Annotated in this window: 26 protein-coding genes; 13 read left to right on the top strand and 13 right to left on the bottom strand. The window is 66.6% G+C overall.

Annotation, left to right across the window (positions count from 1 at the left end):
- Positions 1-18: 18 nt before the first annotated feature.
- Positions 19-624: a cholesterol catabolism transcriptional regulator KstR gene (kstR, locus tag CEX87_RS16085; RefSeq protein WP_165593330.1), complete on the bottom strand. Its 606-nt coding sequence runs from the start codon at positions 622-624 to the stop codon at positions 19-21.
- Positions 625-896: 272 nt separating this feature from the next.
- Here kstR and CEX87_RS16080 point away from each other — a divergent pair, with 272 nt between their 5' ends.
- Complete coding sequence (locus tag CEX87_RS16080) at positions 897-3,041, top strand: acyl-CoA dehydrogenase (RefSeq protein ID WP_064399254.1); 2,145 nt, start codon at positions 897-899, stop codon at positions 3,039-3,041.
- On the opposite strand, the gene CEX87_RS16075 is transcribed toward CEX87_RS16080, so the two are convergent.
- Positions 3,038-3,526 (bottom strand): hypothetical protein, encoded by a 489-nt coding sequence (locus CEX87_RS16075; RefSeq protein ID WP_064428274.1) that lies wholly within the window; start codon positions 3,524-3,526, stop codon positions 3,038-3,040. The two genes, CEX87_RS16080 and CEX87_RS16075, sit on opposite strands and share 4 nt — an antisense overlap.
- Positions 3,527-3,629: 103 nt before the next feature.
- Complete coding sequence (locus CEX87_RS16070) at positions 3,630-4,688, bottom strand: ferredoxin--NADP reductase (RefSeq protein ID WP_064399372.1); 1,059 nt, start codon at positions 4,686-4,688, stop codon at positions 3,630-3,632.
- Between the two features lie 202 nt (positions 4,689-4,890).
- On the opposite strand from CEX87_RS16070, the gene hsaA reads away from it, so the two are divergent.
- The 4 genes from hsaA to hsaB are packed head-to-tail and all read left to right on the top strand — an operon-like array spanning position 4,891 to position 8,483.
- Positions 4,891-6,075 carry a 3-hydroxy-9,10-secoandrosta-1,3,5(10)-triene-9,17-dione monooxygenase oxygenase subunit gene (gene hsaA, locus CEX87_RS16065; RefSeq protein ID WP_064399253.1) on the top strand — a complete coding sequence of 395 codons (1,185 nt, stop codon included), beginning with the start codon at positions 4,891-4,893 and terminating at the stop codon, positions 6,073-6,075.
- Between the two features lie 11 nt (positions 6,076-6,086).
- A complete protein-coding gene (hsaD, locus tag CEX87_RS16060) occupies positions 6,087-7,001 on the top strand; it encodes a 4,5:9,10-diseco-3-hydroxy-5,9,17-trioxoandrosta-1(10),2-diene-4-oate hydrolase (protein WP_064419297.1) in 915 nt (304 codons plus the stop codon).
- Entirely contained in the window at positions 6,998-7,897 is a 900-nt protein-coding gene (hsaC, locus tag CEX87_RS16055; RefSeq protein WP_094288070.1) for an iron-dependent extradiol dioxygenase HsaC, read from the top strand. The genes hsaD and hsaC overlap by 4 nt, the downstream gene beginning before the upstream one ends.
- A 19-nt stretch (positions 7,898-7,916) precedes the next feature.
- A complete protein-coding gene (gene hsaB / locus CEX87_RS16050) occupies positions 7,917-8,483 on the top strand; it encodes a 3-hydroxy-9,10-secoandrosta-1,3,5(10)-triene-9,17-dione monooxygenase reductase subunit (RefSeq protein WP_064399250.1) in 567 nt (188 codons plus the stop codon).
- Between the two features lie 5 nt (positions 8,484-8,488).
- Here the strand turns inward: hsaB and CEX87_RS16045 are convergent, their stop codons facing one another.
- Positions 8,489-9,256 carry an alpha/beta fold hydrolase gene (locus CEX87_RS16045; RefSeq protein ID WP_094288069.1) on the bottom strand — a complete coding sequence of 256 codons (768 nt, stop codon included), beginning with the start codon at positions 9,254-9,256 and terminating at the stop codon, positions 8,489-8,491.
- A 10-nt stretch (positions 9,257-9,266) separates the two neighbouring features.
- Positions 9,267-10,223, bottom strand: coding sequence for a LysR family transcriptional regulator (locus CEX87_RS16040; protein ID WP_094288068.1), 957 nt, complete (start codon positions 10,221-10,223; stop codon positions 9,267-9,269).
- Between the two features lie 70 nt (positions 10,224-10,293).
- On the opposite strand from CEX87_RS16040, the gene CEX87_RS16035 reads away from it, so the two are divergent.
- The 4 genes from CEX87_RS16035 to CEX87_RS16020 are packed head-to-tail and all read left to right on the top strand — an operon-like array spanning position 10,294 to position 15,813.
- Positions 10,294-11,658 carry an MFS transporter gene (locus tag CEX87_RS16035; RefSeq protein WP_064399247.1) on the top strand — a complete coding sequence of 455 codons (1,365 nt, stop codon included), beginning with the start codon at positions 10,294-10,296 and terminating at the stop codon, positions 11,656-11,658.
- Positions 11,655-12,401: a 3-hydroxybutyrate dehydrogenase gene (locus CEX87_RS16030; RefSeq protein WP_064428174.1), complete on the top strand. Its 747-nt coding sequence runs from the start codon at positions 11,655-11,657 to the stop codon at positions 12,399-12,401. Before CEX87_RS16035 ends, CEX87_RS16030 begins: the two co-directional genes overlap by 4 nt.
- A complete protein-coding gene (locus CEX87_RS16025; RefSeq protein ID WP_094288090.1) occupies positions 12,398-14,293 on the top strand; it encodes an acetoacetate--CoA ligase in 1,896 nt (631 codons plus the stop codon). Before CEX87_RS16030 ends, CEX87_RS16025 begins: the two co-directional genes overlap by 4 nt.
- A gap of 59 nt (positions 14,294-14,352) precedes the next feature.
- Positions 14,353-15,813 (top strand): HNH endonuclease signature motif containing protein, encoded by a 1,461-nt coding sequence (locus tag CEX87_RS16020; RefSeq protein ID WP_094288067.1) that lies wholly within the window; start codon positions 14,353-14,355, stop codon positions 15,811-15,813.
- Between the two features lie 26 nt (positions 15,814-15,839).
- On the opposite strand, the gene CEX87_RS16015 is transcribed toward CEX87_RS16020, so the two are convergent.
- Entirely contained in the window at positions 15,840-17,015 is a 1,176-nt protein-coding gene (locus CEX87_RS16015; protein ID WP_094288065.1) for a pyridoxal phosphate-dependent aminotransferase, read from the bottom strand.
- A complete protein-coding gene (locus tag CEX87_RS16010) occupies positions 17,015-17,446 on the bottom strand; it encodes a MerR family transcriptional regulator (RefSeq protein ID WP_064399244.1) in 432 nt (143 codons plus the stop codon). Before CEX87_RS16010 ends, CEX87_RS16015 begins: the two co-directional genes overlap by 1 nt.
- Positions 17,447-17,501: 55 nt before the next feature.
- Between CEX87_RS16010 and CEX87_RS16005 the strand changes: the two genes are divergently transcribed.
- Together CEX87_RS16005 and CEX87_RS16000 are read left to right on the top strand one after the other, a co-directional pair.
- On the top strand, positions 17,502-17,804 hold the full coding sequence (locus tag CEX87_RS16005) for a hypothetical protein (protein WP_094288063.1): 303 nt from the start codon (positions 17,502-17,504) through the stop codon (positions 17,802-17,804).
- Positions 17,801-18,166, top strand: a complete 366-nt coding sequence (locus tag CEX87_RS16000; RefSeq protein ID WP_064428178.1) for a SpoIIAA family protein — start codon at positions 17,801-17,803, stop codon at positions 18,164-18,166. The genes CEX87_RS16005 and CEX87_RS16000 overlap by 4 nt, the downstream gene beginning before the upstream one ends.
- A 3-nt stretch (positions 18,167-18,169) precedes the next feature.
- Here CEX87_RS16000 and ipdE2 read toward each other — a convergent pair whose 3' ends face one another.
- From ipdE2 to fadD3, 4 genes are read right to left on the bottom strand one after another with little or no spacing between them, the layout of a single operon-like run.
- Positions 18,170-19,111, bottom strand: a complete 942-nt coding sequence (ipdE2, locus tag CEX87_RS15995) for an acyl-CoA dehydrogenase IpdE2 (RefSeq protein ID WP_094288061.1) — start codon at positions 19,109-19,111, stop codon at positions 18,170-18,172.
- Positions 19,111-20,064, bottom strand: coding sequence for an acyl-CoA dehydrogenase family protein (locus tag CEX87_RS15990; RefSeq protein ID WP_094288059.1), 954 nt, complete (start codon positions 20,062-20,064; stop codon positions 19,111-19,113). Before CEX87_RS15990 ends, ipdE2 begins: the two co-directional genes overlap by 1 nt.
- 4 nt (positions 20,065-20,068) lie before the next feature.
- Positions 20,069-21,205 (bottom strand): acyl-CoA dehydrogenase family protein, encoded by a 1,137-nt coding sequence (locus tag CEX87_RS15985; RefSeq protein WP_094288057.1) that lies wholly within the window; start codon positions 21,203-21,205, stop codon positions 20,069-20,071.
- Entirely contained in the window at positions 21,205-22,749 is a 1,545-nt protein-coding gene (gene fadD3 / locus CEX87_RS15980; protein ID WP_094288055.1) for a 3-((3aS,4S,7aS)-7a-methyl-1,5-dioxo-octahydro-1H-inden-4-yl)propanoate--CoA ligase FadD3, read from the bottom strand. Before fadD3 ends, CEX87_RS15985 begins: the two co-directional genes overlap by 1 nt.
- Before the next feature lie 47 nt (positions 22,750-22,796).
- Between fadD3 and ipdE1 the strand changes: the two genes are divergently transcribed.
- Together ipdE1 and ipdF are read left to right on the top strand one after the other, a co-directional pair.
- Positions 22,797-23,948, top strand: coding sequence for an acyl-CoA dehydrogenase IpdE1 (ipdE1, locus tag CEX87_RS15975; RefSeq protein WP_094288053.1), 1,152 nt, complete (start codon positions 22,797-22,799; stop codon positions 23,946-23,948).
- Positions 23,945-24,733, top strand: a complete 789-nt coding sequence (gene ipdF / locus CEX87_RS15970; protein ID WP_094288051.1) for a (5R,7aS)-5-hydroxy-7a-methyl-1-oxo-2,3,5,6,7,7a-hexahydro-1H-indene-carboxyl-CoA reductase — start codon at positions 23,945-23,947, stop codon at positions 24,731-24,733. The genes ipdE1 and ipdF overlap by 4 nt, the downstream gene beginning before the upstream one ends.
- Here the strand turns inward: ipdF and CEX87_RS15965 are convergent.
- Both CEX87_RS15965 and CEX87_RS15960 read right to left on the bottom strand, forming a co-directional pair.
- Positions 24,730-25,326, bottom strand: coding sequence for a hypothetical protein (locus CEX87_RS15965; RefSeq protein WP_094288049.1), 597 nt, complete (start codon positions 25,324-25,326; stop codon positions 24,730-24,732). The two genes, ipdF and CEX87_RS15965, sit on opposite strands and share 4 nt — an antisense overlap.
- The gene (locus tag CEX87_RS15960) at positions 25,326-26,858 is read right to left on the bottom strand and encodes a putative alpha/beta hydrolase (RefSeq protein ID WP_094288047.1); all 1,533 of its coding nucleotides are present in this window, start codon (positions 26,856-26,858) and stop codon (positions 25,326-25,328) included. Before CEX87_RS15960 ends, CEX87_RS15965 begins: the two co-directional genes overlap by 1 nt.
- Position 26,859 lies beyond the last annotated feature (1 nt).

Here is a 26,859-nt window from a genome sequence, read left to right as displayed (position 1 = left end):
ACGCTCCTGCCCTCCGAATCAGATCTTGGGGTGCTCTCCGTCGCCGATCAGCAGCCGCACCGCGAGGTCCAGTCGCTTGCTGACGTCGGTCGCCGACGCCCGCCTGGTCAGCCAGGCGAGCAGGTTGGACAGCCAGACATCGGAGATGACGCGCGCGATGTGGTACTGGTCCTCGGTCGGCTCACCATCGCTCATGGCGCGGGCGAACATCGAGTCCATCAGCTTGCCGACGTGGTCGACCTCACCGGCCGCCGACGCGTCGGCGAACACGAACGCCCGCGTCATCGCCTCGGTCAACAGCGGGTTGCGCTGCATCGCGCGGTTGAGCTTGCCCACCATGATGTTCAGCCGCTGATACGGCGTGCCACCGGCCAGCGAGGCGCGGTCGGTCTTGGCGTCGATGCGCTCGAACTCGCGACCCAGTGCGGACACCAGCAGGTGCACTTTGGACGGGAAGTACCGGTAGAGGGTGCCGACCGCGACATCGGCCCGTTCGGCAACGGCACGCATCTGGACGGCTTCGTAGCCGCCCTTGGAGGCGATGGCCAGCGTCGCGTCGAGGATGCGCTTGCGGCGCTCGCGCTGGGCTTCCGAGCCGAGCTCTGACTCGGACAGGACCGCCACGTTCATCACCTGGCGCGGTCGAGATTCCGACCCCGAGGCCGGGCTGGCGGCTGCTGGCTGAGACGGGCCGGACATGCGGCGGCTTTCTCCTTCGCTATGCGTTCTCGTGGAAACGATACGCATGCCGATGCATTTTTTCTCACCCCGATATCCCCGATGGCACCGACGTGTCCTGCTGTAATGGCGGTCGACTTGACGGTCGGTCGCTGGCACTATTAGAACACGTTCTAGTGAGGAGCACCGCCTTCTCACCCAATAGCTAGGAGTGGACGGTGTCGCTCGCATCCCCGGGGACCATTGCCGACGACCAGGCAGCCGTAAGGGAGCTGGTGCGTGACTGGGCAACAGCTTCTGACGTCGTCACCGCCGCGCGAGACGTCGAGCGGGGGCAGGCGGACGCCTGGCGCCGGGCCTATGCGGGGATGGCCGAACTGGGGATCTTCGGGGTGGCGTTACCGGAGGCGCACGGCGGCGCCGACGGCACGGTCGACGACCTGTGCGCGATGGTCGACGAGGCGGCGGCCTCGCTGGTGCCCGGCCCGGTAGCGACGACCGCACTGGCCACGGTCGTGCTCGAATCGCCGGAAGTGCTGCGGGCGCTGGCTTCGGGTGAGCGGGTTGCAGGGGTGGCGTTGACCGCCGACCTGCGCTTCGCCGACGGCCGCGCCTCGGGCACCGCGGACTACGTGCTCGGCGCCGATGAGGCGGGGGTGCTGCTGCTCCCGGCCGGTGACGTCTTCCTCACGGTCGATGCCGGCGCGGACGGCGTGACCGTCGAGCCGCGCAACGCCACCGACTTCTCCCGGCCGCTTGGGCGCGTCGTGCTCGAGTCCGCGCCTGCCGAGGCGGTCCGCGCTCCGGCGCAGCGAGTGATCGACGTCGCCGCGGCCGTGATGGCGGCCGAGGCCGCGGGTCTGGCCCGCTGGGCGCTGCAGACCGCGACCGAGTACGCGAAGGTGCGCGAGCAGTTCGGCAAGCCCATCGGCAGCTTCCAGGCCATCAAGCACATGTGCGCGGAGATGCTTCTGCGGTCCGAGCAGGCCTCGGTGGCCGCCATGGATGCGGCTAGAGCGGTTTCGGAAGGCGACGAGAACCAGCTCTCGATCGCCGCTGCGGTGGCCGCTGCCGTCGGGATCGAGGCCGCCAAGGCCAACGCCAAGGACTGCATCCAGGTGCTGGGCGGTATCGGGATCACCTGGGAGCACGACGCGCACCTGTATCTGCGCCGCGCCTACGGTATTTCGCACTTCCTCGGCGGGGCGCCGCGCTGGCTGCGCCGGGTCGCGGCGTTGACGCAACAGGGTGTGCGCCGGGATCTGCGTATCGACCTCGAATCGGTCGAGGGTCTGCGACCCGAGATCGCCGCTGCCGTCGCGGAAGTCGCTGCCCTGCCCGTCGAGAAGCAGCAGGCCGCACTCGCCGACGCGGGCCTGCAGGCGCCGCACTGGCCCAAGCCGTACGGCCGCGGGGCCGGGCCCGCCGAACAGCTGCTGATCGACCAGGAGTTGGCGGCCGCCGGTGTCACCCGGCCCGACCTGGTGATCGGATGGTGGGCCGCGCCAACGATTCTCGAACACGGCACCCCCGAACAGATCGAACAGTTCGTGCCCGCGACGCTGCGCGGCGAACTGCTGTGGTGTCAGCTGTTCTCCGAGCCGGGCGCCGGATCGGATCTTGCGGCGCTGCGCACCAAAGCCGTACGCGTCGACGGCGCGACCGCGGGCGGCGCAACGGGCCCGGGTTGGAAGTTGACCGGCCAGAAGGTGTGGACCTCCGCGGCGCACAAGGCCGCGTGGGGTGTCTGCCTGGCGCGCACCGACCCGGACGCGCCGAAACACAAGGGGATCACGTACTTTCTGGTCGACATGAAGTCGCCGGGCATCGACATCCGCCCGCTGCGCGAGATCACCGGCGACAACCTGTTCAACGAGGTGTTCTTCGACGAGGTGTTCGTGCCCGACGAGATGGTCGTCGGTCAGGTCAACGACGGATGGCGGCTGGCCCGCACCACACTGGCCAACGAGCGGGTCGCGATGGCTCACGGCACCGCGCTCGGCAACCCGATGGAGGAGTTGCTCAAGCAGGTCGCCACGCTGGACTTCGACGTGGCCGGTCAGGACCGCTTGGGTTCGTTGATCGTGGCGGCTCAGGTCGGCTCACTGCTGGATCAGAAGATCGCCGAACTCGCTGTGGGAGGGCAGGATCCGGGCCCGCAGGCCAGCGCGCGCAAGCTGATCGGCGTGCGCTACCGGCAGGCGCTGGCCGAACTGCGGATGGAACTGTCCGAAGGTGGCGGCGTCGTCGAGAACTCGACGGTGTTCGACTTCCTCAACACGCGCTGCCTGACCATCGCGGGCGGCACCGAGCAGATCCTGCTCACCCTCGCGGGCGAACGGCTCCTGGGCCTACCCCGCTAACTGAACGAGGCCTGCGCGCAGGCGTCCGGCGAGGTGATGTTGACCCCGCTGTAGACCACCTGGATGTGCGAGCACACGATCAAGGGGACGTCGGTGCGCGGCGCTCCCGTGCGCTGATCGACCGGCCAGGCGATCCCGCGGAGCTGGAACTTCTCGGGCGGTCCTCCCCCGAAGTAGATGGTCGTGAACTCCACGTCGGTGAGCGATTTGAACGACCGGGTGTTCGGGGCGTCGAAGTTGAAGTTCCCGACGTACACGCCCCGGTCCATGGTGCGCAGCGTGGTGGTCTGGCGGGCCCAGAGGTCGCCGGGGAAGCCGAGAACGTCCGGGCCGCGGCGCAGATTGGCCCTGGCGTCGAACAAGCACTTGGCCTCGGCCGCGATGCAGTTCGCGGTCGCGTGCATCTCGAGGTTGGTGCCGGGGTCGACCGGGATCGACGAGTCGGCGGTGTCGACGGCCGCGGCCGCCGTCGGGGTGGGTGCCATGAGCGTCAACGCCAGCAGCACCGCCGAGATCGCCGCAGCGACGCCGGTCAACCGGTTCGTCACGTTGCTCCCCTTCCACGTGCGGCGAATGCTAGCCCGCGCGCTATTCGTCATAGGTGACTTCGACCGAATCCGAGCGGGGTAGGGCCTGGCAGCCCAGGATCAGACCCTCATCGAGGTCGGACTGCTCGAGGACGTCGTTGACGTCCATCTCGACGTCGCCGCTCTTCTTCAGCACGGCGCACGCGCCGCAATGGCCCTCGCGGCAGGAGAACGGCGCGTCGAGTCCCTTGTCGAGCAGCACGTCGAGCAGTTTGGCGTTGCGGGGCCAGCGCACCTCGTGGGTTTCGCCGTCGAGCGTGACGATCGCCGTGGCCGGCCCCTCGTCGCTGTCGTCCTCCTCGATGACCACCGCCGCGAACGGGTCGGAGTCCAGCGACTTGAACACCTCGATGTGCACCCGTTCGGCGGGCAGTCCTGCGCCCTTGACCGCCTCCTCGGCCGCGGCCATGAATGGCCCGGGGCCGCAGATGTAGGCGTCGTGGCTCGTATATGGAGCGGTCAACGCGGCCAGCGCCGCCGCGCTCGGCAGACCCTGCACCGTTTCCAGCCAGTGCACGACGACCAACCGTTCCGGGTACTTCTCACTCAGCTCACGCAGCGCCGAGCCGAAGATCACCGACTTCTCGTCGCGGTTGGCATAGATGAGCACGACCTTGCCGCTGCCCTCGGCCAGCGCCGACTTGCAGATCGACATCATCGGCGTGATCCCGGAACCGGCGGCCAGCAGCAGGAAGTCGGTGTCCAGCGTCTTGGGCACGAACGTGCCCGAAGGCGCGAGGACGTGGATCTTCATGCCGGCGTGCGCGTGGTCGCACAACCAGTTCGACGCGTACCCGTCGGCGGTGCGCTTGACGGTGACGGTCAGCCGGTCGTCGGTGAACGGGGAACTGCACAACGAGTAGCACCGCGCCACCGAACCCGTGCGGTCGCTGGGCACGCGCAGGGTCAGGAACTGTCCCGGCGCATACCGCAACCGTTCGGCGGGGATGTCGGCACCGGAGGGCACGCTGAACACCAGCGAGCGCGCATCGTCGGTCTCAGTGACGACATCGGCAAGTTCCAACTCGAGCACGTGGCTGCCGAGTGGCTCGTCGGTCACTTTCGCGTCCACCTCTCACGTCCGCCGGCCCTGCGATCCAGGGCAATAACTAGAACAGGTTACAGAAATGTATGTGTGCAGGTCCAGGTCCTACAGGTATGCCCTACTCGACATGAATCGTAACGTGTTCTAATCTGACGGCTAAGCGGTTCGCGCTTCGCGTGCGTGCTCATCGCAGTCCGTCCTATCGGGAGGCACATCAGTGACGTCCATTCAACAGCGTGACGTGCAGTCGGTCCTAGCCGGGATCGACGACCTCCGGCCGCTGATCGCCAAACGCGCACAGGCGACCGAAGACCTGCGCCGCCTCCCCGACGACACGGTCAACGAATTGAACGAGGTCGGCTTCTTCAAGCTGCTTCAGCCCGAGCAGTGGGGCGGGATGCAGTGCGATCCGACGCTCTTCTACGAGGCGGTACGCCGCCTGGCCAGTGCCTGCGGTTCGACCGGTTGGGTCAGCTCGATCATCGGCGTCCACAACTGGCACCTCGCGCTGTTCGACCAGAAGGCGCAGGAAGAGGTATGGGGCGAGGACCCGGCCGTGCGGATCTCCTCGTCGTATGCCCCGATGGGTGCGGGCACCGTCGTCGACGGCGGTTACATCGTCAACGGCTCGTGGAACTGGTCGTCCGGTTGTGACCACGCCACGTGGACGTTCGTCGGCGGCCCGGTGATCAAGGACGGCAAGCCGGTCGACTTCGGCAGCTTTTTGATCCCGCGCTCCGAATACGAGATCGACGACGTGTGGCACGTGGTCGGCCTCAAGGGCACGGGGAGCAACACGCTCAAGGTCAAAGACGTGTTCGTGCCGCGGCACCGCTTCCTGTCGTACAAGGCGATGAACGACCGCACGGCGGGCGGACTCCAGACCAACACCGCGCCTGTCTACAAGATGCCCTGGGGCACAGTGCATCCCACCACCATCTCCGCTCCGATCGTCGGTATGGCGTACGGCGCGTACGACGCGCACGTCGAACATCAGGGCAAGCGTGTGCGCGCGGCGTTCGCGGGGGAGAAGGCCAAGGACGACCCGTTCGCCAAGATCCGCATCGCTGAGGCCGCCAGCGACATCGACGCGGCCTGGCGCCAGCTGATCGGCAATGTCGGCGACGAGTACGCCCTGCTGAAAGCGGGCGAGGAGATCCCGTTCGAGCTGCGCGCCCGCGCCCGCCGCGACCAGGTCCGCGCGACCGGCCGCGCGATCGCTTCGATCGACCGGCTGTTCGAGGCCTCCGGCGCTACCGCGCTGAGCAACGACGCACCGGTGCAACGGTTCTGGCGCGACGCCCATGCCGGGCGCGTGCATGCCGCCAACGATCCCGAACGCGCCTACCTGATCTTCGGCAACAACGAGTTCGGGCTGCCGCCGCAAGACACGATGGTTTAACGGAAGGCCAGATGACCTCATACATCCAGGAGACCGAGCAGCAGGTCGAGGTCACCTTCGAATCGACGTCTCGGTACGCGCAGGTCCGCGCAGGCGAACGAGACATGCGGCTGCACTACCACGAGGCCGGTGTCGGCCACTCCGAGACGGTGGTGCTGCTGCACGGCGGCGGGCCTGGCGCGTCGAGTTGGTCGAACTTCTCCAAGAACATCGCGGTGCTCGCCAGGCATTTTCACGTCATCGCCGTTGACCAGCCCGGGTACGGCCACTCCGACAAGCACACCGAGCACGAACAGTACAACCGCTACAGCGCGAACGCGGTGCTCGCACTGTTCGACCACCTGGGCATCGAACGTGCTGCGCTGGTCGGAAACTCGCTCGGTGGCGGGACCGCGGTGCGGTTCGCGCTCGACAACCCCAAGCGGGCAGGCCGGCTGGTGCTGATGGGTCCCGGCGGGCTGTCGGTCAACCTCTTCGCCCCTGACCCCACCGAGGGCGTCAAGCTACTGGGCAAGTTCACAGCCGAGCCCACGCGCGAGAACATGGAGAAGTTCCTGCGCATCATGGTTCACGACCAGAACCTGATCACTCCCGAACTGATCGACGAACGGTTCGAGATCGCCAGCCAACCCGAGTCGCTGGCCGCGGCCAAGGCGATGGGAATGTCGTTCGCGGGTGCGGACTTCGAGCTCGGCATGATGTGGCGCGAGGTGTACAAGCTGCGTCAACCGGTGCTGCTGATCTGGGGTCGCGAAGATCGCGTCAACCCGCTCGACGGCGCGCTGGTGGCGCTCAAACAGATTCCGCGGGTTCAGCTGCATGTCTTCGGGCAGTGCGGACACTGGGCTCAGCTGGAGAAGTTCGACGAATTCAACAAGCTCACCATCGACTTTCTGACGGTCAAACCCAAGGAGGTTGCGCGATGACCATCAAATCGCTTGGCTACCTTCGGATCGAGGCCACGGACGTCGCGGCGTGGCGCGAGTACGGCCTGAAGGTACTCGGCATGGTCGAGGGCTCCGGCCAGACCGACGGTGCGGTCTACCTTCGGATGGACGAGTTCCCGGCCCGGCTGGTGATCGTGCCGGGAGAACACGACCGGTTGCTGCAGTCCGGCTGGGAAACCGCCAACGCCACTGAGCTGCAGGACATCCGGAACCGGCTCGACATCGAAGGCGTGCCGTACAAGGAGGCTTCGGCCGCCGAGCTGGCCGAACGCCGCGTCGACGAGATGATCCGCTTCGATGACCCGTCCGGTAACACGCTCGAGGTTTTCCACGGCGTCGCGCTCGAGCACCGTCGCGTCGTCAGCCCGTACGGCCACAAGTTCGTCACCGAGCAGCAGGGCCTGGGCCACGTGGTGCTGACCACCCGTGACGACGCCGAGACGCTGCACTTCTACCGCGACGTGCTGGGGTTCTACCTGCGTGACTCGATGCGGCTACCACCCCAGCTCGTCGGGCGGCCCGCCGACGGCGCGCCCGCGTGGCTGCGCTTCCTCGGGGTCAACCCGCGCCACCACAGCCTCGCGTTCATGCCGGGTGAGACGCCGAGCGGCATCGTGCACCTGATGGTCGAGGTCGAAAGCGCCGACGATGTCGGGCTCTGCCTGGACCGCGCGTTGCGGCGCAAGGTGCCGATGTCGGCGACGCTGGGTCGTCACGTCAACGACAAGATGCTGTCGTTCTACATGAAGACGCCGGGCGGCTTCGACGTCGAGTTCGGTTGTGAGGGTTTGCAAGTCGACAACGAAGACTGGGTTGCGCGGGAAAGCACCGCGGTCAGCCTATGGGGCCACGACTTCAGCGTCGGCTTCAAGTGACGGTGAAGATCACTCGATAATGGCGGCCGAACCGATCGATCCGCGCACATTCCGCAGCGTGCTCGGACAGTTCTGTACGGGCATCACGGTGATCACGACGATCCACGACGGCGTACCGGTCGGGTTCGCGTGCCAGTCGTTCGCCGCGCTGAGCCTGGATCCCCCGCTGGTGCTGTTCTGCCCGACGAAGATGTCCCGGTCGTGGCAGGCGATCGAGGCCAGCGGTAATTTCTGCGTGAACGTGCTGCACGAGAACCAAAAGGACGTCTCGGCGCGGTTCGGCTCCAAGGAACCCGACAAGTTCGCCGAAATCGAGTGGTACCAGTCCAAACTCGGCTCTCCGGTCATCGAAGGCACGCTCGCGCACATCGACTGCTCAGTGCATTCGGTGCACGACGGAGGCGACCACTACGTCGTGTTCGGCGCGGTGCATTCGCTGTCGGACGTCCCGCACCGCAAGCCGCGGCCGCTGCTTTTCTACCGCGGGCAGTACACCGGTATCGAGCCGGAGAAGAACACGCCCGCCCAATGGCGTGACGACCTCGAGGCCTTCCTCACCGCGACAACCGACGACACCTGGTTGTAGGCGCGCTACAACAAGCCGTCGATGAAGTCGACGATCGCGGCCGCGACTTCTTGATGCATGGTTTCGTTCAGAACGTCGTGACGAGCCCCCTCGAACTCGGCGAGGCGCAGCGCGCCTATCTGCTCGGCGTAGGCACGTACCGCCCCGACCTGGGCGAGGGGGTCGTTCGAACCGTGGACGGCCAGTGTCGGCACCGTCAGCTTCGGCAGCACCGCGCCGAACCGGTCCCAGGCCCTATCGAGCTCCCGCGCCAGCGCCACACCGTCGGCGTCGACGAACGTCAACGGATCGTTCTCCAGCAGATCGAGGTAGAACGGGTCCTCGGACAGCCAACTCGGCTCCAGGGCCAGTGAGGTGTCGTTGTCGAGCATCGCCGCCATCGGCACCAGCGGAGCGCCGGAGACGATACCGCCGGCGTAACGGTCGGGCTGGTCGAGCAGCCGGAACAACGTGACGATCGAGCCGAACGAATGTCCTTGTGCGATTAACGGTATTTCGGGCGTGGCGCTTTCGGCGAGCGAGATCAGATCGTCGGCCAGTGAGGAGCTGTCCTCGGTCGATCCGAAGTCGCCGCGGGTGCCCGGGCTCAGCCCGTGGCCGAACTGGTCGACTGCCCACAGGTCGAAGCCCGCGGCGTTGAGTGCGTAGCCGTAGCGGTGGTAGAGACCGGTGTGCTCGCCGAAGCCGTGCAGGAAGATCACCGCCGCGCGTGGCTGCGGCGAGGCCCAGTGGCGGTAGTAAGCCCGACCCTTCGGGTGGTCGATGAACGGCATACCGACGACGTTAGCCCTTGCCCAATAACACGTCGTGCTGGTCGCTCATCCGATCGCGAATCGCGTCGACGACGGCCGCCACTTCCGGCCGCCGCAGTGTTTCTCCGCGGGTGACGAGCCAGTACGTCAGCCGCACCGACACCTCGGTGTGTAGGACGCGTACGAGATCGGCGTGGCGGTCGGCCATGAAGCAGGGCAGCAGCCCGAGGCCGGCGGCCGCGCGGGTCGCCTCGACGTGGACGAAAACATTCGTGGACGTGACGGATTCGCGCATCGCGGGCGCGAAGCTCGTCGCCGCATCGAGGTCGTCGACCTGCAACATCGAGTCGATGAAGTACACCAGCGGGTAACGGTTCAGGTCGGCGACGGTCCTCGGCGTACCGTGCTCGCCCAGGTAGTCGCGGGAACCGTAGAGGCCGAGGCAGTAGTCGCCGAGCCTGATCGCCCTGGCCCGATGGACTCGGGGTTCGCCGACGACGACCTCGACGTCCAGCCCGGACCTCTGCTGGGTCGCGCGGCGGGTGGCGGCGACGATCTCGACCGCCACATTCGGATGCTGCCGTTGTACGCGCGCGGCGGCGGGTGCCGCGATGTAGGCCGAGAAGCCGTCGGTGGCCGAGATCCGGACGACACCCTCGAGCGCGCGCTCGCCTGCGGGATCGAGGGCAAGTGAACGCACGGCCGACTCGATGGCCTCCGCGGCGGCCAGGGCGTCGCGTCCGAGTTCGGTGAGTTCCCATCCGCCCGCGCCGCGGACCAGCACCCGTCCACCCACCGATTCCTCGAGCGCGGCGATACGCCTGGAGATCGTGGTGTGGTTGAGGCCGAGTTCCTCGGCGGCCGCGTTGTACCGCCCCGACCGGCCGACGGCCAGCAGGACCAGGAGGTCATCGGCGCTCGGTCGTCGCCGAGCCGATGGCTGGGTCATGTGTGCATTTTTGCAGATACTCCCTGCGCCTTTCGCCATTGCCCGGGGACGTATCTGCGGGAATACTCACAGGCGACTTGTCTGCCATCACAACCCGAAGGAGTGTGCGATGGGTGTCACCAATGCCGACAGCGGCGCCGCGCCGGTCCCGACCGGGCTCAAACGCGTCGTGGTCGCCTCGATGGCAGGCACCGTCGTCGAGTGGTACGAATTCTTCCTCTACGCCACCGCCGCCACCCTGGTCTTCAACAAGGTGTTCTTCGCAGAAGGCACCAGTGAGGCCAGCGGCCTGATCGCCGCACTGTTGACCTACGCCGTCGGATTCGTGGCGCGGCCGCTGGGCGGCATTGTCTTCGGTCACTTCGGCGACAAGTACGGGCGCAAGAAGCTGCTGCAGTTCGCGATCCTGCTCGTCGGTGCCGTCACCTTCCTCATGGGCTGCCTGCCGACGTACGCGCAGATCGGGGTGTGGGCGCCGATCCTGCTGGTGGTCCTGCGGTTCATGCAGGGGTTCGCGGTCGGAGGCGAATGGGGGGGAGCGGTCCTACTCGTCGCCGAGCACAGCCCCAACGACAAACGCGGCTTCTGGGCCAGCTGGCCGCAGGCGGCGGTGCCGGTGGGCAACATGCTCGCCACCGTCGTCTTGCTGGTGCTGACCGCCGCGCTGCCGGAGACGGCGTTCCTGTCCTGGGGATGGCGGGTCGCGTTCTGGCTGTCGGCCGTGGTGGTGCTGATCGGGTACTACATCCGGACCAAGGTCACCGATGCCCCGATCTTCGTGGCCGCACAAGAGGAGGTCGAGCGCGCCAAGGCAGTCTCGTACGGCGTGGTCGAGGTGCTGAAGCGTTATCCGCGTGGCGTTTTCACCGCAATGGGCCTGCGGTTCGCCGAGAACATCATGTACTACCTGGTGGTCACCTTCTCGATCGTGTACCTCAAGACGCACGTCGGCGCCGACACCAGCGACATCCTCTGGTGGTTGCTGGTCGCGCACGCCGTGCACTTCGTGGTGATCCCCCAAGTGGGGCGCTTGTCTGATCGGTTCGGTAGGCGGCCGGTGTACATCGTCGGGGCGATCCTCGGAGGCACGTGGGGCTTCTTCGCGTTCCCGATGATGAACAGCGGTTCCTATGCGTTGATCATGGCAGCCATCATCCTCGGGCTCGTCATCCACGCGCTGATGTACTCACCGCAGCCGGCGATCATGGCCGAGATGTTCCCGACTCGTATGCGGTATTCCGGTGTCTCCCTTGGCTATCAGGTGACATCCATCGTCGCCGGATCGCTCGCTCCTGCCATCGCCACCTGGCTGCTGGACAGGTTCGACTCAGCAGTTCCCATCGCTCTCTACCTCGCGGGCGCGTCGGCGATCACCCTGGTGGCCGCGTTGTTCAACCGTGAGACCAAAGGCCTCGACCTCGGGACGCTCGACGCCGCCGATCGCGATCAACTCGCCAAGGCGGGTGTCGTATGAGCGATCTCGACGGGCGCACCGCGTTGGTCACCGGTGGCGCAAGCGGGATCGGCGCGGCTTGTGCGCATGCCCTCGCCGAGCGCGGGGTGACGGTAACCGTCGCGGACCTGGATGAGGAAGGCGCCAAGAAGGTTGCCGACGAGATCGGTGGAAGGCCATGGGCTGTCGACCTTTCCGACGTGTCGGCGCTCGAGGACCTTCGGCTGCAGACCGACGTCCTCGTCAACAACGCCGGGGTGCAGCACGTCAGCCCGATCCACGAGTTTCCGCCCGAGCGATTCCGCTTCATCCTCGCGTTGATGCTGGAAGCGCCGTTCCTGTTGATCCGCGCGGCGTTGCCGCACATGTACGAGCAGGAGTTCGGACGCGTCATCAACATCTCCTCGGTGCACGGTCTACGCGCCTCGGAGTACAAGAGCGGCTACGTCACCGCCAAGCACGGTTTGGAGGGGCTGTCGAAGGTGACCGCTCTGGAGGGCGCGCCGCACGGCGTCACAAGCAACTGTGTCGACCCCGGCTATGTGCGTACCCCGCTGGTGACCAAGCAGATCGCCGATCAGGCCCGCACCCACGGGATCGACGAGGATAAGGTGGTCGCCGACATTCTGTTGAAGGAGAGCGCGATCAAGCGACTTGTCGAACCCGAAGAAGTTGCCTCCCTGGTCACCTGGCTCGCCTCGCCGGCCGCAGTGATGGTGACCGGAGCGTCGTACACGATGGACGGTGGGTGGAGCGCCCGATGACCGCAACTCCGCAATGGACACCCACCGAGGACGATGTGGCCGGAGCGCGCGTCACCGACTTCGCACAGTTCGTGCAGCGCCGCACCGGCCGAAATCATCCCGACTACGAGACGCTGTGGCAGTGGTCGACCGACGAGCCGGATGAGTTCTGGGCCGCGTTGTGGGACTACTTCGACCTCGGCGATCGCCCGGAGCAGGTGCTCACCTCTGCTGAAATGCCTGGAGCGCAGTGGTTTCCGGGCGTGCAGCTCAACTATGTGGATCAGGTGATTCGCAACGCCCGGTCGGACCGGCCCGCCATCCTGTACCTGCGCGAGGGTGGGGATCCCGTCGAGGTGTCGTGGGCCGAGTTGTTGGGACGCACGGCGGCGTTCGCGCAGACGCTGCGCGACCTCGGTGTGAGCGCCGGCGACCGGGTCGTCGGATATCTGCCCAACATCCCCGAGGCCGTGATCGCGTTCCTGGCGACGGCCAGCATCGGCGCGATTTGGAGCGCATGCGGCCAGGACTATTCGGCCAAGGCCGCACTCGACCGTCTCGGTCAGCTCGAACCCACCGTGCTGGTGACCACCGACGGCTATACCTACGGCGGCAAGTTCCATGACAAGGCCGCCGAAATCACCGCGCTGCAGAAGGGATTACCAACGCTGCGTGCGACGGTGATGGCACCCGACATGGCGGGCAGCAGTAGCAAGGAGTTGACCACGACGCCGGTCGACTTCGCCCACCCGCTGTGGATCCTGTTTTCCTCGGGCACCACCGGGTTGCCCAAGGGCATCATTCACGGCCACGGCGGTGTGCTGGTCGAACACCTCAAAGCCGTGAGCCTGCAGTCCGATATCGGACCGGACGACATCTTCTTCTGGTACACCAGTCCCAGCTGGATGATGTGGAACTTCCAGGTGGCGGGCCTGCTGGTCGGATCGACGATCGTCTGCTACGACGGCAGCCCCAATGTGCCGCGTCCGGATGTGCTCTGGGAGATCGCGGCGCGGGTCAAGGCGACGGTGCTGGGGACGAGTCCGGGCTATGTGCTGGGCTGCGCGAAGGCCGGTGCGGTGCCGCGCAAGGAGCATGACCTGTCGGCGCTGCGCACGGTCGGCATCACCGGCTCGTCGTTGCCCCCGTCGTCGTCACTGTGGTTGCGCGACAACGTCGGTGAGCACGTGCAGGTGTCCTCGATCAGTGGCGGCACCGACGTGGTGTCCGCTTTCATCGGCGGGGTCCGCACGGTCCCGGTGTGGCCGGGTGAGCTGTCGGCGCCGTACCTCGGATGCGCCCTGGACTCGTGGGACGAGTCCGGAAAGCCGGTGCGCAACGAGGTCGGCGAGCTGGTGGTGATCAAGCCAATGCCGTCGATGCCGGTCGGCTTCTGGAACGATCCCGACGGGTCACGTTACCGCGCAGCGTATTTCGAGATGTATCCCGGGGTGTGGCGGCACGGGGACTGGATCACGATCACCGATCACGGCAGTGTCATCGTGCACGGCCGTTCGGACTCGACGTTGAACCGGCACGGTATCCGGATGGGCAGCGCCGACATCTACCAGGCGGTCGAACGGCTGCCCGAGGTGGCCGAAGCCCTGATCATCGGCGTCGACCAGCCCGACGGCGGATACTGGATGCCGCTGTTCGTGGTCCTCGCCGAGGGGGCCGAACTGACCGACGAGGTGCGCGACCGCATCAAGAACGCCGTCCGCGAAGAGGTCTCGCCGCGGCATGTGCCCGACGAGATCATCGCCGCGCCGGGTGTTCCGCACACCCGCACGGGCAAGAAGCTCGAGGTGCCGATCAAGAAGCTGTTCCAGGGCGCCGACGCCGCGAAGGTGGTCGAGCGCAGCGCCGTCGACGACCCGGACCTGTTGGACTGGTACGTCACACAGAAGCGCTGAGTTATCCCGACTCATTCGGGTGTTCATTCTTGTCGCCCGGGCGTGGCATAATCGAACACGTGTTCGAAGGCGTGGATGAAGTGGGGTTGGTGGCCACCATCGAGGAGGCCACCCGCGCCGAAGCGTCCGCGAGCTCATTGCGCACGGCGGCGATCGGGGAGCTGATGTCGCGCCGCGGTGTCGGCGACGACGAGCATCCGCGTGCGTTGTGGGCGTGTGATCCGTGGGCTTCGACCGCTGCCGAGGTCACCGCTGCCATGAACATCAGCCACGGCAGGGCCTGCGGGCAGATGCGCATCGCCGAAACCCTGCGCGATCGCCTGCCCAAGGTCGGTGCGCTGTTCGGCGCGGGCCGGCTCTCGGCGCGCGTGATCGGGATACTCACGTGGCGTACCCGGTTGATCGCCGACGACGCGGTTTGGGCGCAGGTCGATGCGGCGCTGGCCGAACGGGCGGACGAGTGGGGACCGCTGTCGGAAGACGATCTGCGCATCGGCGTGGACGCATTGGTGCTGCAGTACGATCCCGACGCGGTGATCGCCAGCCAGGCCCGCGCCCGTGGCCGCGATTTCAAAGTCGGGTCCTACGAAGACGAGCACGGGGCCACATCGGTGTGGGGCAAATTGCAACCCGCCGATGCCGCGGTTCTCGACCGCAAGGTCGCCGCGATGGTGGCCACCGTGTGCCCTGACGATCCGCGTTCGGCCGGCGAGCGTCGCAGCGACGCAGTCGGGGCGCTTGCGAACGGCAACGACCACCTACCGTGCGAATGCGGCTCCCCGGCCTGCCCGGCGCGGGCGGCCCAGCCCGCCCCTTCATCGTCGGTGGTGGTGAATGTTTACGCCGACCAGACCGCCGTCGATGCCACCCAAGCGACACCGGAATCCGTCCGCCGCACCGCGGCCTGCCGACGGGACCCGGGCACCGCAGTGATATCCGGAGCCGGGGGTCCCGAGGTGCTGACCACCCCGATGCTGGCCGCGCTGCTGCGCAACGGTGCCACACTGCGGCCGCTGGGCGAACCGGACGAACAGCCCGAGCACGGATATCGGCCGTCGGCCAAGCTGGCCCGTCGCATCCGCGCCCGTGATCTGCGCTGCCGCTTTCCGGGATGCCATCGGCGCGCGGAGTTCTGCGATATCGACCACGTCACGGCCCACCCGAACGGGGCAACGCATCAGTCGAATCTGGCTTGCCTCTGCCGTCTTCACCACCTACTGAAAACCTTCTGGGACGGTGACTGGTCGTATCTGCTGCGCGCAGACGGCGCCGCGGTCTGGACGTCACCGACAGGCCGTACATATACGACGTATCCGGGGTCTCGAAGTCTGTTCCCCGGATGGGACACCAAGGCAGCCGAGCTGCCGCCGCGGGCTAGCGGCCCACCGCATGGTGCCGGCCCGCCGCCCGGCAACCGCGGTTTGAAGATGCCGATGCGCAAGAACGCCCGATCGGTCGAACGTGCCCAGCGCATCAAAGCCGAACGGGCACAGAACGCCTCGGAGTCGCCGTCGTTTTGACTGCGGTCGACGTGCGCACCGGATTGCTAATGGTGCTGCAGCTGACCCAGCCAGCTGCCGATTCGCCGGAGCGCCTCGGTGATGTCGCTCGCGGGCCCGGCGAATGACAGCCGGACGAACGTATGGCCGCGGGCCGGGTCGAAGTCGATGCCCGGTGCGATCGCAACTCCGGTGTCGGCGAGCAGCTTCGAACAGAACGACAGCGAATCCGATGTCAGATGTGACACGTCGGCGTACACGTAGAACGCTCCGTCAGTCGGGGCCAAGCGATCGATGCCGAGGCCGCGCAGACCTTCGAGCAGCATCTGCCGGTTGGCGGCGTAGTGGTGCAGCAGCGCGTCGGCCTCCGCGATCGACTCCGGGGTGAACGCCGCGATCGCGGCGTACTGCGGCAGAGTCGGCGGGCAGATGGTGAAGTTTCCGGTGAGACGGTCGACCGCCCGCTGCAGTTCCTTCGGAACCAGAAGCCAGCCGAGCCGCCAACCTGTCATCGCAAAGTATTTCGAGAAGCTGTTCACCACAATCGAATCCCGTGATGTCGCCCAGGCGCAGCTGACGGCGGGAGCACCTTCGTAGACCAGCCCGTGATACACCTCGTCGCTGATCAACCGGACACCGCGCGACGCGCACCACGAAGCGATCGCAGCGAGCTCGTCCGGCGGGATCACCGTGCCTGTCGGGTTGGCGGGGCTCGCCACGATGACACCCTGCACGGGCGGGTCGAGTTCCTCGAGCATCTGCACCGTCGGCTGAAAACGGGTTTCGGCGCCGCAGGGGATCTCCACGACGTCACAACCCAGTGCGGAGAGGATGTTTCGATAACAGGGGTAACCCGGGCTGGCGATCGCGACCCGGTCGCCGACGTCGAAGCAGGCCAGGAACGCCAGTAGGAAGCCACCCGACGAGCCCGTGGTGATGACCACGTCATCCGGATCCACCTGCAGGCCATGCTGTTCCAGGTACGAATGCGCGATTGCTGCGCGCAGTTCCGGGATCCCGAGCGCGACGGTATATCCGAGGACGGTCGTCTCCAGCGCCTCCTTGGCGGCTGCCCGCACGGCTGCGGGAGCGCCCGCGCTGGGTTGGCCCGCGGACAGGTTGACCAGGTCACCGTGGCTGCGCTGCCGCTCGGCGGCGGCCAGCCATACGTCCATGACGTAGAACGGGGGGATCCCTGCGCGCAGCGAGATCTTCCCGGTCATCATCCGTGATCCTCGCACGCCGGCTCGGCGAGGCCGCGCAGCACGGCACAGTCCGCGCCCGGGCCGCCGTCGCAGTCGACACTGGCCACATCGAGAAGCCTCGCGATGTCGCGCTCGAGCGCATGTAGCTCCGCGAGCTTATCGCGGATGGAAGCAAGATGCGTCTCGGCCACCTCGCGCGCCTCAATGCAGGACCGGTCGGTGTCCTGCAGCAGGCACGCCAGGGTTCGCACCTGGGCGACCGCAAAACCGAACTCCCGGCAGTGCCTGATGAACGTCAATCGCCCGATGTCGTCGCGGCGGTAGCGTCGTTGACCGCCCACACGGCCCGGCGGTGGCAACAGGCCGATTTCCTCGTAGTAGCGGATGGTGGACGGCGTTGTCCCAGCTGCCCGTGCCAGTTGCCCGATCTTCAGTTCCGTCCGAGCCATCGAAACATCCCGCTCTCTTGAACCTCAAGCTACGTGAAGGGTCATCCTCGAGGATATGGAACCACCCCCAGCATGTAACCTGCCTGCGGCCGACCATCGGAAGCGCCTCGCGTGGATCCATGAGCTGAACTCCACTGCCCTCCGTGACTTCCGCCGAGAACGCCGAGCGATCGAGCTCAGATATGACGCGAGCGCCGTTGACCTGGTGCGGGCATTCGTGCGCGGCGAGCGGAATTGCTGCCCATTTCTCGGCTTCACCGTGGAGGAGAACGGTGATGCGGTCGTGGTGCGGATCGAGCTCCCCGACGACTTGCGCCATACCGCTGACGAGCTGTTCGCGCCCTACACCGCGTCATGATCGAACTCGAGGCCGACCGCGCCGCCAATGTTCTCGTCATCCATGCGCGGGGAAAGTTGACGCGGGAGGATTACCGCGACATCCTCGCGCCGCAGGTTCGGTCGCTGCTCGATCGATTCGGCACGCTGAGGGTGATGTTCGTGATGGACGACAGCTTCGAGGGTTGGACTCTCGGCGCCGCGTGGGAGAACACGCTTTTCGATTTGAAGCACCGCCGAGACCTCGAGAAGGTGGCGATGGTGGGGGCACCGAGATGGGAGGAGTGGTGCGTCAACGTGGCGGCCGCACTGCTGATGAAGGGCCAGCTGGCGACGTTCTCGCTCGATCAACGCCCAGAGGCGTGGAAGTGGCTGTGCGCCTGAGCTTTAGAACACTTCGGATTCGAGGCGGCGCAAGTGATCGCGCGGAGGTCCGAGCAGCTGGGCACTGCCGTGCGCGCGCTTGAAGTAGAGCTGGATGTCGTGCTCCCAGGTGATCGCGATGCCGCCGTGCATCTGGACGGCTTCGGCGGCGACGTTGGTGAACGCCTCGCTCGCCGAGAACCGCGCCAGCGCAGCCGAGGTCGGTGACGGCGCGGCGATCGCCTCGTCGACGACCGCACGCGCGGCCTGAACCGCGACGTACATGTCGGCCATGCGGTGCTTGAGCGCCTGGAAACTGCCGATGGGCCTGCCGAACTGCACCCGGTCCTTCGTGTATTGCACCGTCAGGTCGAGGCACCGCGACGCCGCGCCGATCTGCTCGGCGGCCAGCAGCAACGCGGCGGTGTCGGCCAGTCCCGGATCCGAGCCGATGTCGGTGCTCTGTTGGACTTCGACGCGCGCAAGCCGGCGGGTCAGGTCCATCGCGTCCAGGCGGTTCGCGGTTAACTCGGTCCACCGGGCCATGCGGTCGCCGTCTGCCCCGATCACCACGTCGGCGATGTCGCCGTTGATCACATAGTCGGGGTCGAAGACCACCGTGCCGACGCTGGTGCCCTCGGCCATCCCCTCGAGCGCTTCGGTGTCCGGCTCGTCGCCGGCCAGTAGTGCCAACTCCGCGAGAATGGTTCCCAACAGCGGAGTCGGCACCAGTGCCTTGCCGAGTTCCTCGAGCACGACCGCCGCATCGGCGAGCTCACCTCCGGCGCCACCCAGCTCCTCGGGCACCACAAGCGCCGCCGCACCGACCTGCTCGCACAGCAGCGTCCACAGCGATTCGTCGTATCCGCGTTCGGATTCCATCGCCTCGCGCACCGCGGCAGGTGAGGCGTGCTTGTCCACCAGCGCGGCGACGGTCTCCCGCAGCAGTTGGCGTTCTTCACTCATCAGAGGGCCTCCAGTACGCGCCGACGGTGGACCGCGGGATCCCCCCACGCTGAGCGCAGCGCCTGCGCACGCAGCAGCCACAACGACAGGTCGTGCTCCTGGGTGAATCCGATCGCGCCGTGTGTCTGCAGCGCCGAGCGGGCCGCCAGCAGTGCGGCGTCGCTGGTCGCGGCCTTGGCGGCGCTGACATCGCGCGCCGTGTCGGCGGATCCGTCGGCAAGCGACAGGGCCGCGCCGTACACCAGCGGTCGGGCCAACTCGACGGCGATGTGCACGTCGGCGAGTTTGTGCTTGATCGCCTGGTAGGTGCCGATGACCTTGCCGAACTGGCTGCGCTGCTTGGCGTATTCGACCGACATGTCCAGCATCGCCTGGCTCGCACCCACCAGCTGGGCCGCGGTGGCGAGCACGCCGAACTCATAGGCGCGGGCCACGTCGGCTGGTCTGCCGTCGCCTGACGCGTTGACGTCGAACAGCTTTCGGCTCGGGTCGACCGATTCGTGCTCGGCTCCTGCGGCGCCGTCACGTACTTCACCGTCGACGGCCACGAGGATGATCCCCGCGGTGTCGGCGTTGACAGCCCTTGGCACCTGTGGCGGCAGGGCGACGGTCGCGATCAGCTCGCCGGAAGCCAAGCCGGCGCAACGCTCGTCATCGGCGAGCAGGATCGGCGCGACCGCGATGGATTCGACCACCGGGCCGGGAACGCACCACCGGCCGAGTCGCTCGGCGGCGACCACCAGGTCGACCGGATGAGCCTCGATGCCGTCGTACTTCTCCGGCACGAGGAGCGCCGTGACGCCGAGGTCGGTCAGCTGAGCCCACACCTTGCGCCCCGGTGACGTGTCCCCGGCGGCCCACGCGCGAACCGCGCCGGGCAGATCGGCTGCGCCGAGTGCGGCGTCGATGCTGGCGGCGAAATCGCGCTGCTGTTCGTCCAATTCGAAGTTCATGTGGTTACTTTCGCGGCAGGCCCAGCAGGCGCTCGGCGATGATGTTGCGCTGAATCTCATTGGTTCCCGCATAGATCGGTCCGCCGAGCGAGAACAGCAACCCTTCGGTCCAGTTGTCGGCGAGCTCGGCGTCGGGACCGCGCATGTCCAGGGCGGTCTGGTGGATGGCTACGTCGAGGTCGGACCAGAACACTTTGGTCACACTCGACTCGGCGCCCAATTCGCCGCCTGCGGCGACGCGCGTCACGGTGCCGAACGTGTGCAGGCGGTAGGCCTGGGCCTTGATCCAGGCGTCGGCCACGCAGTCGGCGTAAGCTTCCTTCAGTTCGATGTCGGGGTTCTCTTTCCATTGCGCGACAAGCCGTTCGGCGGGGGCAATGAAGCGCCCGGGGCTGCGCAGCGACATGCCGCGCTCATTGCTCGACGTGCTCATCGCTGCGCGCCAGCCCTGGTGGACATCGCCGATGACGTCGTTGTCGGGCACGAACACGTCGTCGAGGAAGATCTCGCCGAAACCGGTGTCACCGCCGAGTTGCGCGATGGGGCGGACCGTGACGCCGTCGGCCTTCAGGTCGAACATGAAGTACGTGAGGCCGCGGTGACGTTCGGCTTCGGGGTCGGAGCGGAACAGCCCGAAGGCGCGTTCCCCGAACGGCGCGCGCGAACTCCAGATCTTCTGCCCGTTGAGCAGCCAGCCACCGTCGGTCCTGGTGGCCGTCGACCGCAGCGACGCCAGGTCGCTGCCCGACTCGGGTTCCGACCAGGCCTGCGCCCAGATCTCCTCACCGCTCGCCATTTTCGGCAGGATGCGGTCGAGCTGTTCGGTGGTGCCGTGGGCGAACAGAGTCGGCGCCAGCATCGACGTGCCGTTGGCGCTGGCGCGGCCGGGAGCCCCGGCACGGAAGTACTCTTCTTCGTACACCACCCACTGCAACAGGCTGGCGTCGCGGCCCCCGTATTTCTCCGGCCAGGTGATCACGGACAGCCCGGCGTCGTAGAGCACCTTGTCCCAGCGTCGGTGCTGTTCGAAACCTTCGGCGGTGTCGTACGACTTCGTCGGGAAGCGGTCCTTGTTCTCGGCCAGGAACTCGCGCACCTCGGCCTGCAACTCTCGCGTCGCGTCGTCGATATTCAGGTCCATCAGGAAGATCCAGCCCTCTCACGCAGCTGCGGTTTGACTACCTTGCCCCCGGGGTTTCGCGGCAGCGCATCGAGAAACTCGACCGAGCGGGGGGTCTTGAAGTTCGCCAGATGCTCCCGGGTGTAAGCGATTACGGTGTCCTCGTCGAGTTCGGCGCCGGGCTTGACCACGATGTAGGCCTTGCCCACCTCACCGAGCCGTTCGTCGGGCACACCGATCACCGCGGATTCCGCGATGCCATCCAGTCGCGCGAGCACCTGCTCGATCTCGGCGGGATAGACGTTGAAACCGCCGCAGATGTACATGTCCTTGAGGCGGTCGGTGATGCGCAGGTTGCCGTTGTCGTCGACGGTGCCCACGTCGCCGGTATGCAGCCAGCCGTCGGAATCGATGGCCGCTGCGGTGGCTTCGGGGTCGTCGAGGTAGCCCAGCATCACATTCGGCCCACGCAGCAGCACCTCGCCCGCGTCGTCCTCGCCCGGGTTGTCGATGCGCAGTTCGAAATCCGCGATCGGGCGGCCCGATGTGGTGGCCACGGTGACGGCGTCGTCGTCGGGACGGCACATCGTCCCGAACCCGCTCGCCTCGGTCAGGCCGTAGGCGGTCAGCACGATGTCGATGTCCAGTTCGCTTTGCATCCGCTCGATCAACACCACCGGGATGGTCGCCGCGCCGGTGACGGCGAACCGCAGTGAGGTCAGGTCGAAGTCGGCGCGCTTGGGATGGTCGAGCACCGTCTGGTAGATCGTCGGCGGCCCCGGCAACACGGTGATGCGGTGCTCCTGCACGGCGGACATCGTCTTCTCGGGATCGAAGGTCAGCTGCGGGATCAGCGTGGCGCCGGTCTGCAGGCAGGCCAGGATGCCCGCTTTGTAGCCGAAGTTGTGGAAAAACGGGTTGATGCACAGGTAACGGTCGTCGCTCGTCAGTCGGCCACACTCGGCCCACGCCGCCGGGGCGTCGAGCGACTGGCGGTGCGCGCACAGCACGCCCTTGCTGCGGCCGGTGGTGCCGGAGGTGAACAGGATGTCGGAGACGTCGTCGGGTTCCACCGCGTCGGCACGCGCATCCACCGCGCCGAGGTCGGTGCCGCGGGCGATGAACTCGGCCCAGGTGCCATCGTTCTTCTCGATCGGCACCCGGACCACGTGGTGTAGCTGCGGCAGGGCGTCGCGGTCGATGGAGGCGGCTTTGTCGGCGCCGAGGAACTCGCCCGATGCGAACAGCAGCGGGGCGCCGGTGCGCGAGAGGATGTCGGTGGCCTCGCTGGCGGTGTATCGGGTGTTGAGAGGTACGACGACGCCGCCCGCGTAGTGGGTGGCCAGGCAGGCGACCACCCAGTGCCAGGTGTTGGGGGACCAGATCGCGACGCGGTCACCGGCGTTTATCCCAAGGTCGATCATGGCTGCGGCCGCCCGGCGGACCTCGTCGCGCAGCTGGGCGAACGTGAACGTCCGGTCCTCAGTCATCAGGGCCGGGTGGTCGGCGAATCGGTCGGCAATGTGGTCCAAGACCTGGGGAATGGTCCTTGGATCCGAACTCATCGCTGCTCCTCTAACAAAGCAAGTGCTTGGTAGGTTAGCCTACAAGGGTGATTGAGGTCGAGGAGTTCCGGGCCGAGGTCCGCGACTGGCTCGCCGACAACCTCGTCGGGGAGTACGCCGCACTCAAGGGCCTTGGCGGGCCGGGCCGAGAACACGAAGCATTCGAGGAACGCCGAGCGTGGAACCAGCATCTGGCGGCGGCCGGACTGACGTGCCTGGGCTGGCCCGAAGAGCACGGCGGTCGCGGTCTGTCGGTGGCGCACCGGGTGGCGTTCTACGAGGAGTACGCGATCGCGAACGCTCCTGCGAAGGTCAACCACTTCGGCGAGGAGTTGCTGGGACCGACGTTGATCGCGTACGGCACCCCCGAGCAGCAGAAGCGCTTCCTGCCGAAGATCCTCGACGTGACCGAGTTGTGGTGCCAGGGCTACTCCGAACCGGGTGCCGGCAGCGACCTCGCCAACGTGTCCACGACCGCCGAACTCGACGGCGACCAGTGGGTGGTCAACGGGCAGAAGGTGTGGACCTCGCTCGCGCACTGGGCGCAGTGGTGCTTCGTCGTCGCCCGCACAGAGAAGGGCTCCAAGCGGCACACCGGTCTGTCGTATCTGCTGGTGCCGCTGGATCAACCGGGCGTGGAGATTCGCCCCATCGTGCAGCTGACCGGCGACTCGGAGTTCAACGAGGTTTTCTTCGACGACGCCCGCACGGATGCGTCGCTGGTCGTCGGCGAACCGGGTGACGGCTGGCGGGTCGCGATGGGCACGCTGACGTTCGAGCGCGGGGTGTCGACGCTGGGCCAGCAGATCGAGTACGCCCGCGAGCTCTCGGGTGTGGCGGAGTTGGCGAAACGCACCGGCGCAGCGGATGATCCGTTGGTCAGGGAGCGTTTGGCGCGTTCGTGGGCTGGGCTGCGGGCGATGCGGTCGTATGCGCTGGCGACCATGGACGTCGAGCAGCCGGGTCAAGATAACGTTTCGAAGCTGTTGTGGGCCAACTGGCATCGCGAGCTCGGCGAGATCGCGATGGACGTGCTCGGCCGCGAGGGTCTGACGCTGACCGACGGCGACTTCAGTGAGTGGCAGCGGCTGTACCTGTTCTCGCGGGCGGACACGATCTACGGCGGGTCCAACGAGGTGCAGCGCAACATCATCGCCGAGCGGGTGCTCGGCCTACCCCGAGAGGTCAGGCCTTCGTGAACCTGTCAGAAGCCCCGAAAGAGATTGAGGGACACGGCCTGCTGACCGGCAAGGTGGTCGCCGTGACGGCGGCCGCGGGCACCGGTATCGGATCCGCGGTGGCACGCCGGGCGCTGCTCGAGGGTGCCGACGTGGTTGTCTCCGACCACCACGAGCGGCGCCTCGGAGAGGCACGCGACCAGTTGCTCGAACTCGGGTTGGGGCGGGTCGAAAGTGTCGTATGCGACGTGACCTCCACCGCGCAGGTGGATGCGTTGATCGCATCTACGACGGCGCGGATGGGCCGACTGGACGTCATGGTCAACAATGCCGGCCTCGGCGGGCAGACCCCCGTCGTCGAAATGACGGACGAAGAGTGGGACCGCGTCCTCAACGTCACGCTGACGTCGGTGATGCGTGCGACGCGGGCGGCGTTGCGGTACTTCCGCGACGCCGACCATGGCGGCGTGATCGTCAACAACGCCAGCGTGTTGGGTTGGCGCGCACAGCATTCACAGTCGCACTACGCCGCAGCCAAGGCCGGGGTGATGGCGCTGACTCGGTGCAGTGCGATCGAGGCCGTCGAGTACGGGGTGCGAATCAACGCGGTGTCGCCGAGCATCGCGAGGCACAAGTTCTTGGAGAAGACCAGCAGCGCGGATCTGTTGGATCGGTTGTCGGAGGGCGAGGCGTTCGGCCGCGCGGCCGAGCCGTGGGAGGTCGCCGCCACCATCGCGTTCTTGGCCAGTGAGTACTCCAGTTACCTGACGGGAGAAGTCATCTCCGTGTCGAGTCAACGGGCCTAACCGGTAGTGCGCCTCTCGACAGCCCGACGCGCGCCGGCTTTGTAGGCTCCCAGATACACGATCGCGAAGACGCCCAGGGTCAGCACGGTCACCAGGGTGAGCTGCGCTTTCTGTCCGGCCGCGATGGGTCGGTGGGCCAACGCATCGCGATATCCGAGGGAGAAGGCGCTGAATAAGATGATGGCGCCCATACCAACCGGGACCCAGAACGCAGCGCCGTCGGCGACGAAGGAAGCACCGCCTCCGACAAGTATTACCACTGCGAAAACCGTTAACCACCAAGTCTTTGCGGGGGTCAAGCCAAGGCCGTAGTCATCAATGGTGTCTGGATCCGCGAACAGCGAATAGGTCTTGCCGCGGATCGAAATGAACCGGGTCCAAAAGTAAGCCACGAAGGTGATAACGCCCAGAGCAAAGAGCGCCATCAGGAGGCCTTCCTGCCAGTCCGGCGGATAGGCTATGAGGAACACGGAGACGGTCGTGACGACGGCGCCAGTCCAGTAGACGATGCGTCCGATATCTAGCGGCAGCCATCCCGCGAGGATCGCAGCGGCAAGGCCGCCGAACGCGGTAAGCATGAAGAAGTCCTTCATCAGTTCCCAGCCACCTTCTGATAGATACCCTTGCCGATTTGCTCTCCGGCGAGAGAGCCGATGGAGCCGAGGATGAACGCGCCCGCGAAGACTCCGACCGGGCCGGCCGGGGCCCCGAGCCACGCGCCGATGGCGGCCATTCCCGAGGCGCCGACCATGCCGCCGCCGGTCTTGGCGGCAACCTCGCCGAGCGGAGCGCCGTGTCGCCATTCGTACATTCCGACACCGAAGTCGACGAGGTTCCCGGCTACCCCAAGGTTGCCTCCAACCTTCTTGAGCACATCTACGTCGCTCGCCGAGAACCCCGGCATACCTTGCACCGGATGGTCTTTCAGAGGTAGAGAATCGGCGAAGTAGTCGAACGCTTTCGCTCCAGCCGCGATCGGCTTGTTCGCAGCGGACGCCGCCTCCACCAACTCCTTCGGCACGACGCCCTGCGCCATGCTGTCAGTAGCGGCCGCGGCGCCTTCGGGTGACATACCGGCCCGAGTCAGCTGTTCCTGTACGCGTGCGACGACCAATTCCCTTGTCAGCACCTCAGTTCGGTTGATCATCGCCGTGGCCCGATCCGGTGACATCGGCGGCTCCCCCACCAGTCCCCGCTCGAGCATCGCCTGCATCTCCAGTCGTGTGCGCGCCCGGGACCGGGCGTCACCGCCGAGAACCGGATCGGTCGGCAGCGGGCCCTGAGTGATCGAGGTGTGGTAATCGTCGAGCCGCTGGCCCGCGTAGCGCACTTGTTCCAAGCTGGCTGTCGGGTCGTTGATGATGCCGAAATCTCGTAACCGTGCCGCGGCGGCCTGCTCCTCCGGCGTCGATTCGCCAAGAGAGTTCACCAACGCCTCGTCGCGCTCGCGTTGACCGCTGCCGTACTGACCTGCTTCGGCTTTGGCCTCCTGATCTGCCAGCGAGTTTTGTTCACCTTCAACGTGTTGCATTGCTTCCGGGGAGTAGCCCTCGGCAGCCATCTCGTGACGGGACTTGGTCAGCTGCTCGGAGTAACCATCGCGCACCGCCTGAACCGATTCCAGTGCTTCGCGGGTCCGGTCGACAGCCGCCTGCCCAAGACCCTCGACATCGGCCTTTTCACCGTTAGCCGCCGCGACGGCGAGTTCATGCTCGATCAGATTGTCGATCCACTTCAGTGATGCGTCGAGGTTCGAGACCACAACGTCACCGCTGCGCTGCGCTTCGGCCAGTGACGCCGACACGTTCTGCAGGTCTACGGCGATCCGGCGGATCTGCTCGTCGTTGAGTTTCAGCGACTCGGTGGCGCGCTTCACCTCCGCCGAGTCGTTGATCGGGTGGCCGCCACCGTCCTGCCGATCCCATGCCGCAGCGAAACGCTGCTGGGCTACGGCGAATTCATTGCTCGTTTCGGTGGTGCACGCTGCGGCGTTGTAAAACGCCGTCGCGAGCTCGCTGATCTGGCCCGGAGACCCGCTCTGCATAGTGCGGTTGACCTGCCACGGATCTCCCCCGGCGGAGCCGGTGAGCAGCCCGACATCGAGGTGCTTGAGGTCAACCGTCACG

Source organism: Mycobacterium lehmannii (genome assembly GCF_002245535.1).
Lineage (GTDB): Bacteria > Actinomycetota > Actinomycetes > Mycobacteriales > Mycobacteriaceae > Mycobacterium > Mycobacterium lehmannii.
Note: the sequence above shows the minus strand (reverse complement) of the source record. Positions and strands in the feature narration are given on the sequence as shown.

Excerpts from the sequence above, each read along its gene's own strand:
- CEX87_RS16075 (WP_064428274.1), bottom strand. The coding sequence starts at position 3,526 with ATGGCACCCACCCCGACGGCGGCCGCGGCCGTCGACACCGCCGACTCG.
- CEX87_RS16025 (WP_094288090.1), top strand. The coding sequence starts at position 12,398 with ATGACCGCAACTCCGCAATGGACACCCACCGAGGACGATGTGGCCGGA.
- CEX87_RS16015 (WP_094288065.1), bottom strand. The coding sequence starts at position 17,015 with ATGACCGGGAAGATCTCGCTGCGCGCAGGGATCCCCCCGTTCTACGTC.
- CEX87_RS16040 (WP_094288068.1), bottom strand. The coding sequence starts at position 10,223 with ATGGCGAAAGGCGCAGGGAGTATCTGCAAAAATGCACACATGACCCAG.
- ipdE2 (WP_094288061.1), bottom strand. The coding sequence starts at position 19,111 with ATGAGTGAAGAACGCCAACTGCTGCGGGAGACCGTCGCCGCGCTGGTG.
- hsaD (WP_064419297.1), top strand. The coding sequence starts at position 6,087 with ATGACCTCATACATCCAGGAGACCGAGCAGCAGGTCGAGGTCACCTTC.
- CEX87_RS15965 (WP_094288049.1), bottom strand. The coding sequence starts at position 25,326 with ATGAAGGACTTCTTCATGCTTACCGCGTTCGGCGGCCTTGCCGCTGCG.
- CEX87_RS16005 (WP_094288063.1), top strand. The coding sequence starts at position 17,502 with ATGGAACCACCCCCAGCATGTAACCTGCCTGCGGCCGACCATCGGAAG.
- hsaC (WP_094288070.1), top strand. The coding sequence starts at position 6,998 with ATGACCATCAAATCGCTTGGCTACCTTCGGATCGAGGCCACGGACGTC.
- CEX87_RS15985 (WP_094288057.1), bottom strand. The coding sequence starts at position 21,205 with ATGGACCTGAATATCGACGACGCGACGCGAGAGTTGCAGGCCGAGGTG.
- CEX87_RS16010 (WP_064399244.1), bottom strand. The coding sequence starts at position 17,446 with ATGGCTCGGACGGAACTGAAGATCGGGCAACTGGCACGGGCAGCTGGG.
- fadD3 (WP_094288055.1), bottom strand. The coding sequence starts at position 22,749 with ATGAGTTCGGATCCAAGGACCATTCCCCAGGTCTTGGACCACATTGCC.
- CEX87_RS16000 (WP_064428178.1), top strand. The coding sequence starts at position 17,801 with ATGATCGAACTCGAGGCCGACCGCGCCGCCAATGTTCTCGTCATCCAT.
- hsaB (WP_064399250.1), top strand. The coding sequence starts at position 7,917 with ATGGCGGCCGAACCGATCGATCCGCGCACATTCCGCAGCGTGCTCGGA.
- CEX87_RS16035 (WP_064399247.1), top strand. The coding sequence starts at position 10,294 with ATGGGTGTCACCAATGCCGACAGCGGCGCCGCGCCGGTCCCGACCGGG.
- CEX87_RS16030 (WP_064428174.1), top strand. The coding sequence starts at position 11,655 with ATGAGCGATCTCGACGGGCGCACCGCGTTGGTCACCGGTGGCGCAAGC.
- CEX87_RS16045 (WP_094288069.1), bottom strand. The coding sequence starts at position 9,256 with ATGCCGTTCATCGACCACCCGAAGGGTCGGGCTTACTACCGCCACTGG.
- CEX87_RS15990 (WP_094288059.1), bottom strand. The coding sequence starts at position 20,064 with ATGAACTTCGAATTGGACGAACAGCAGCGCGATTTCGCCGCCAGCATC.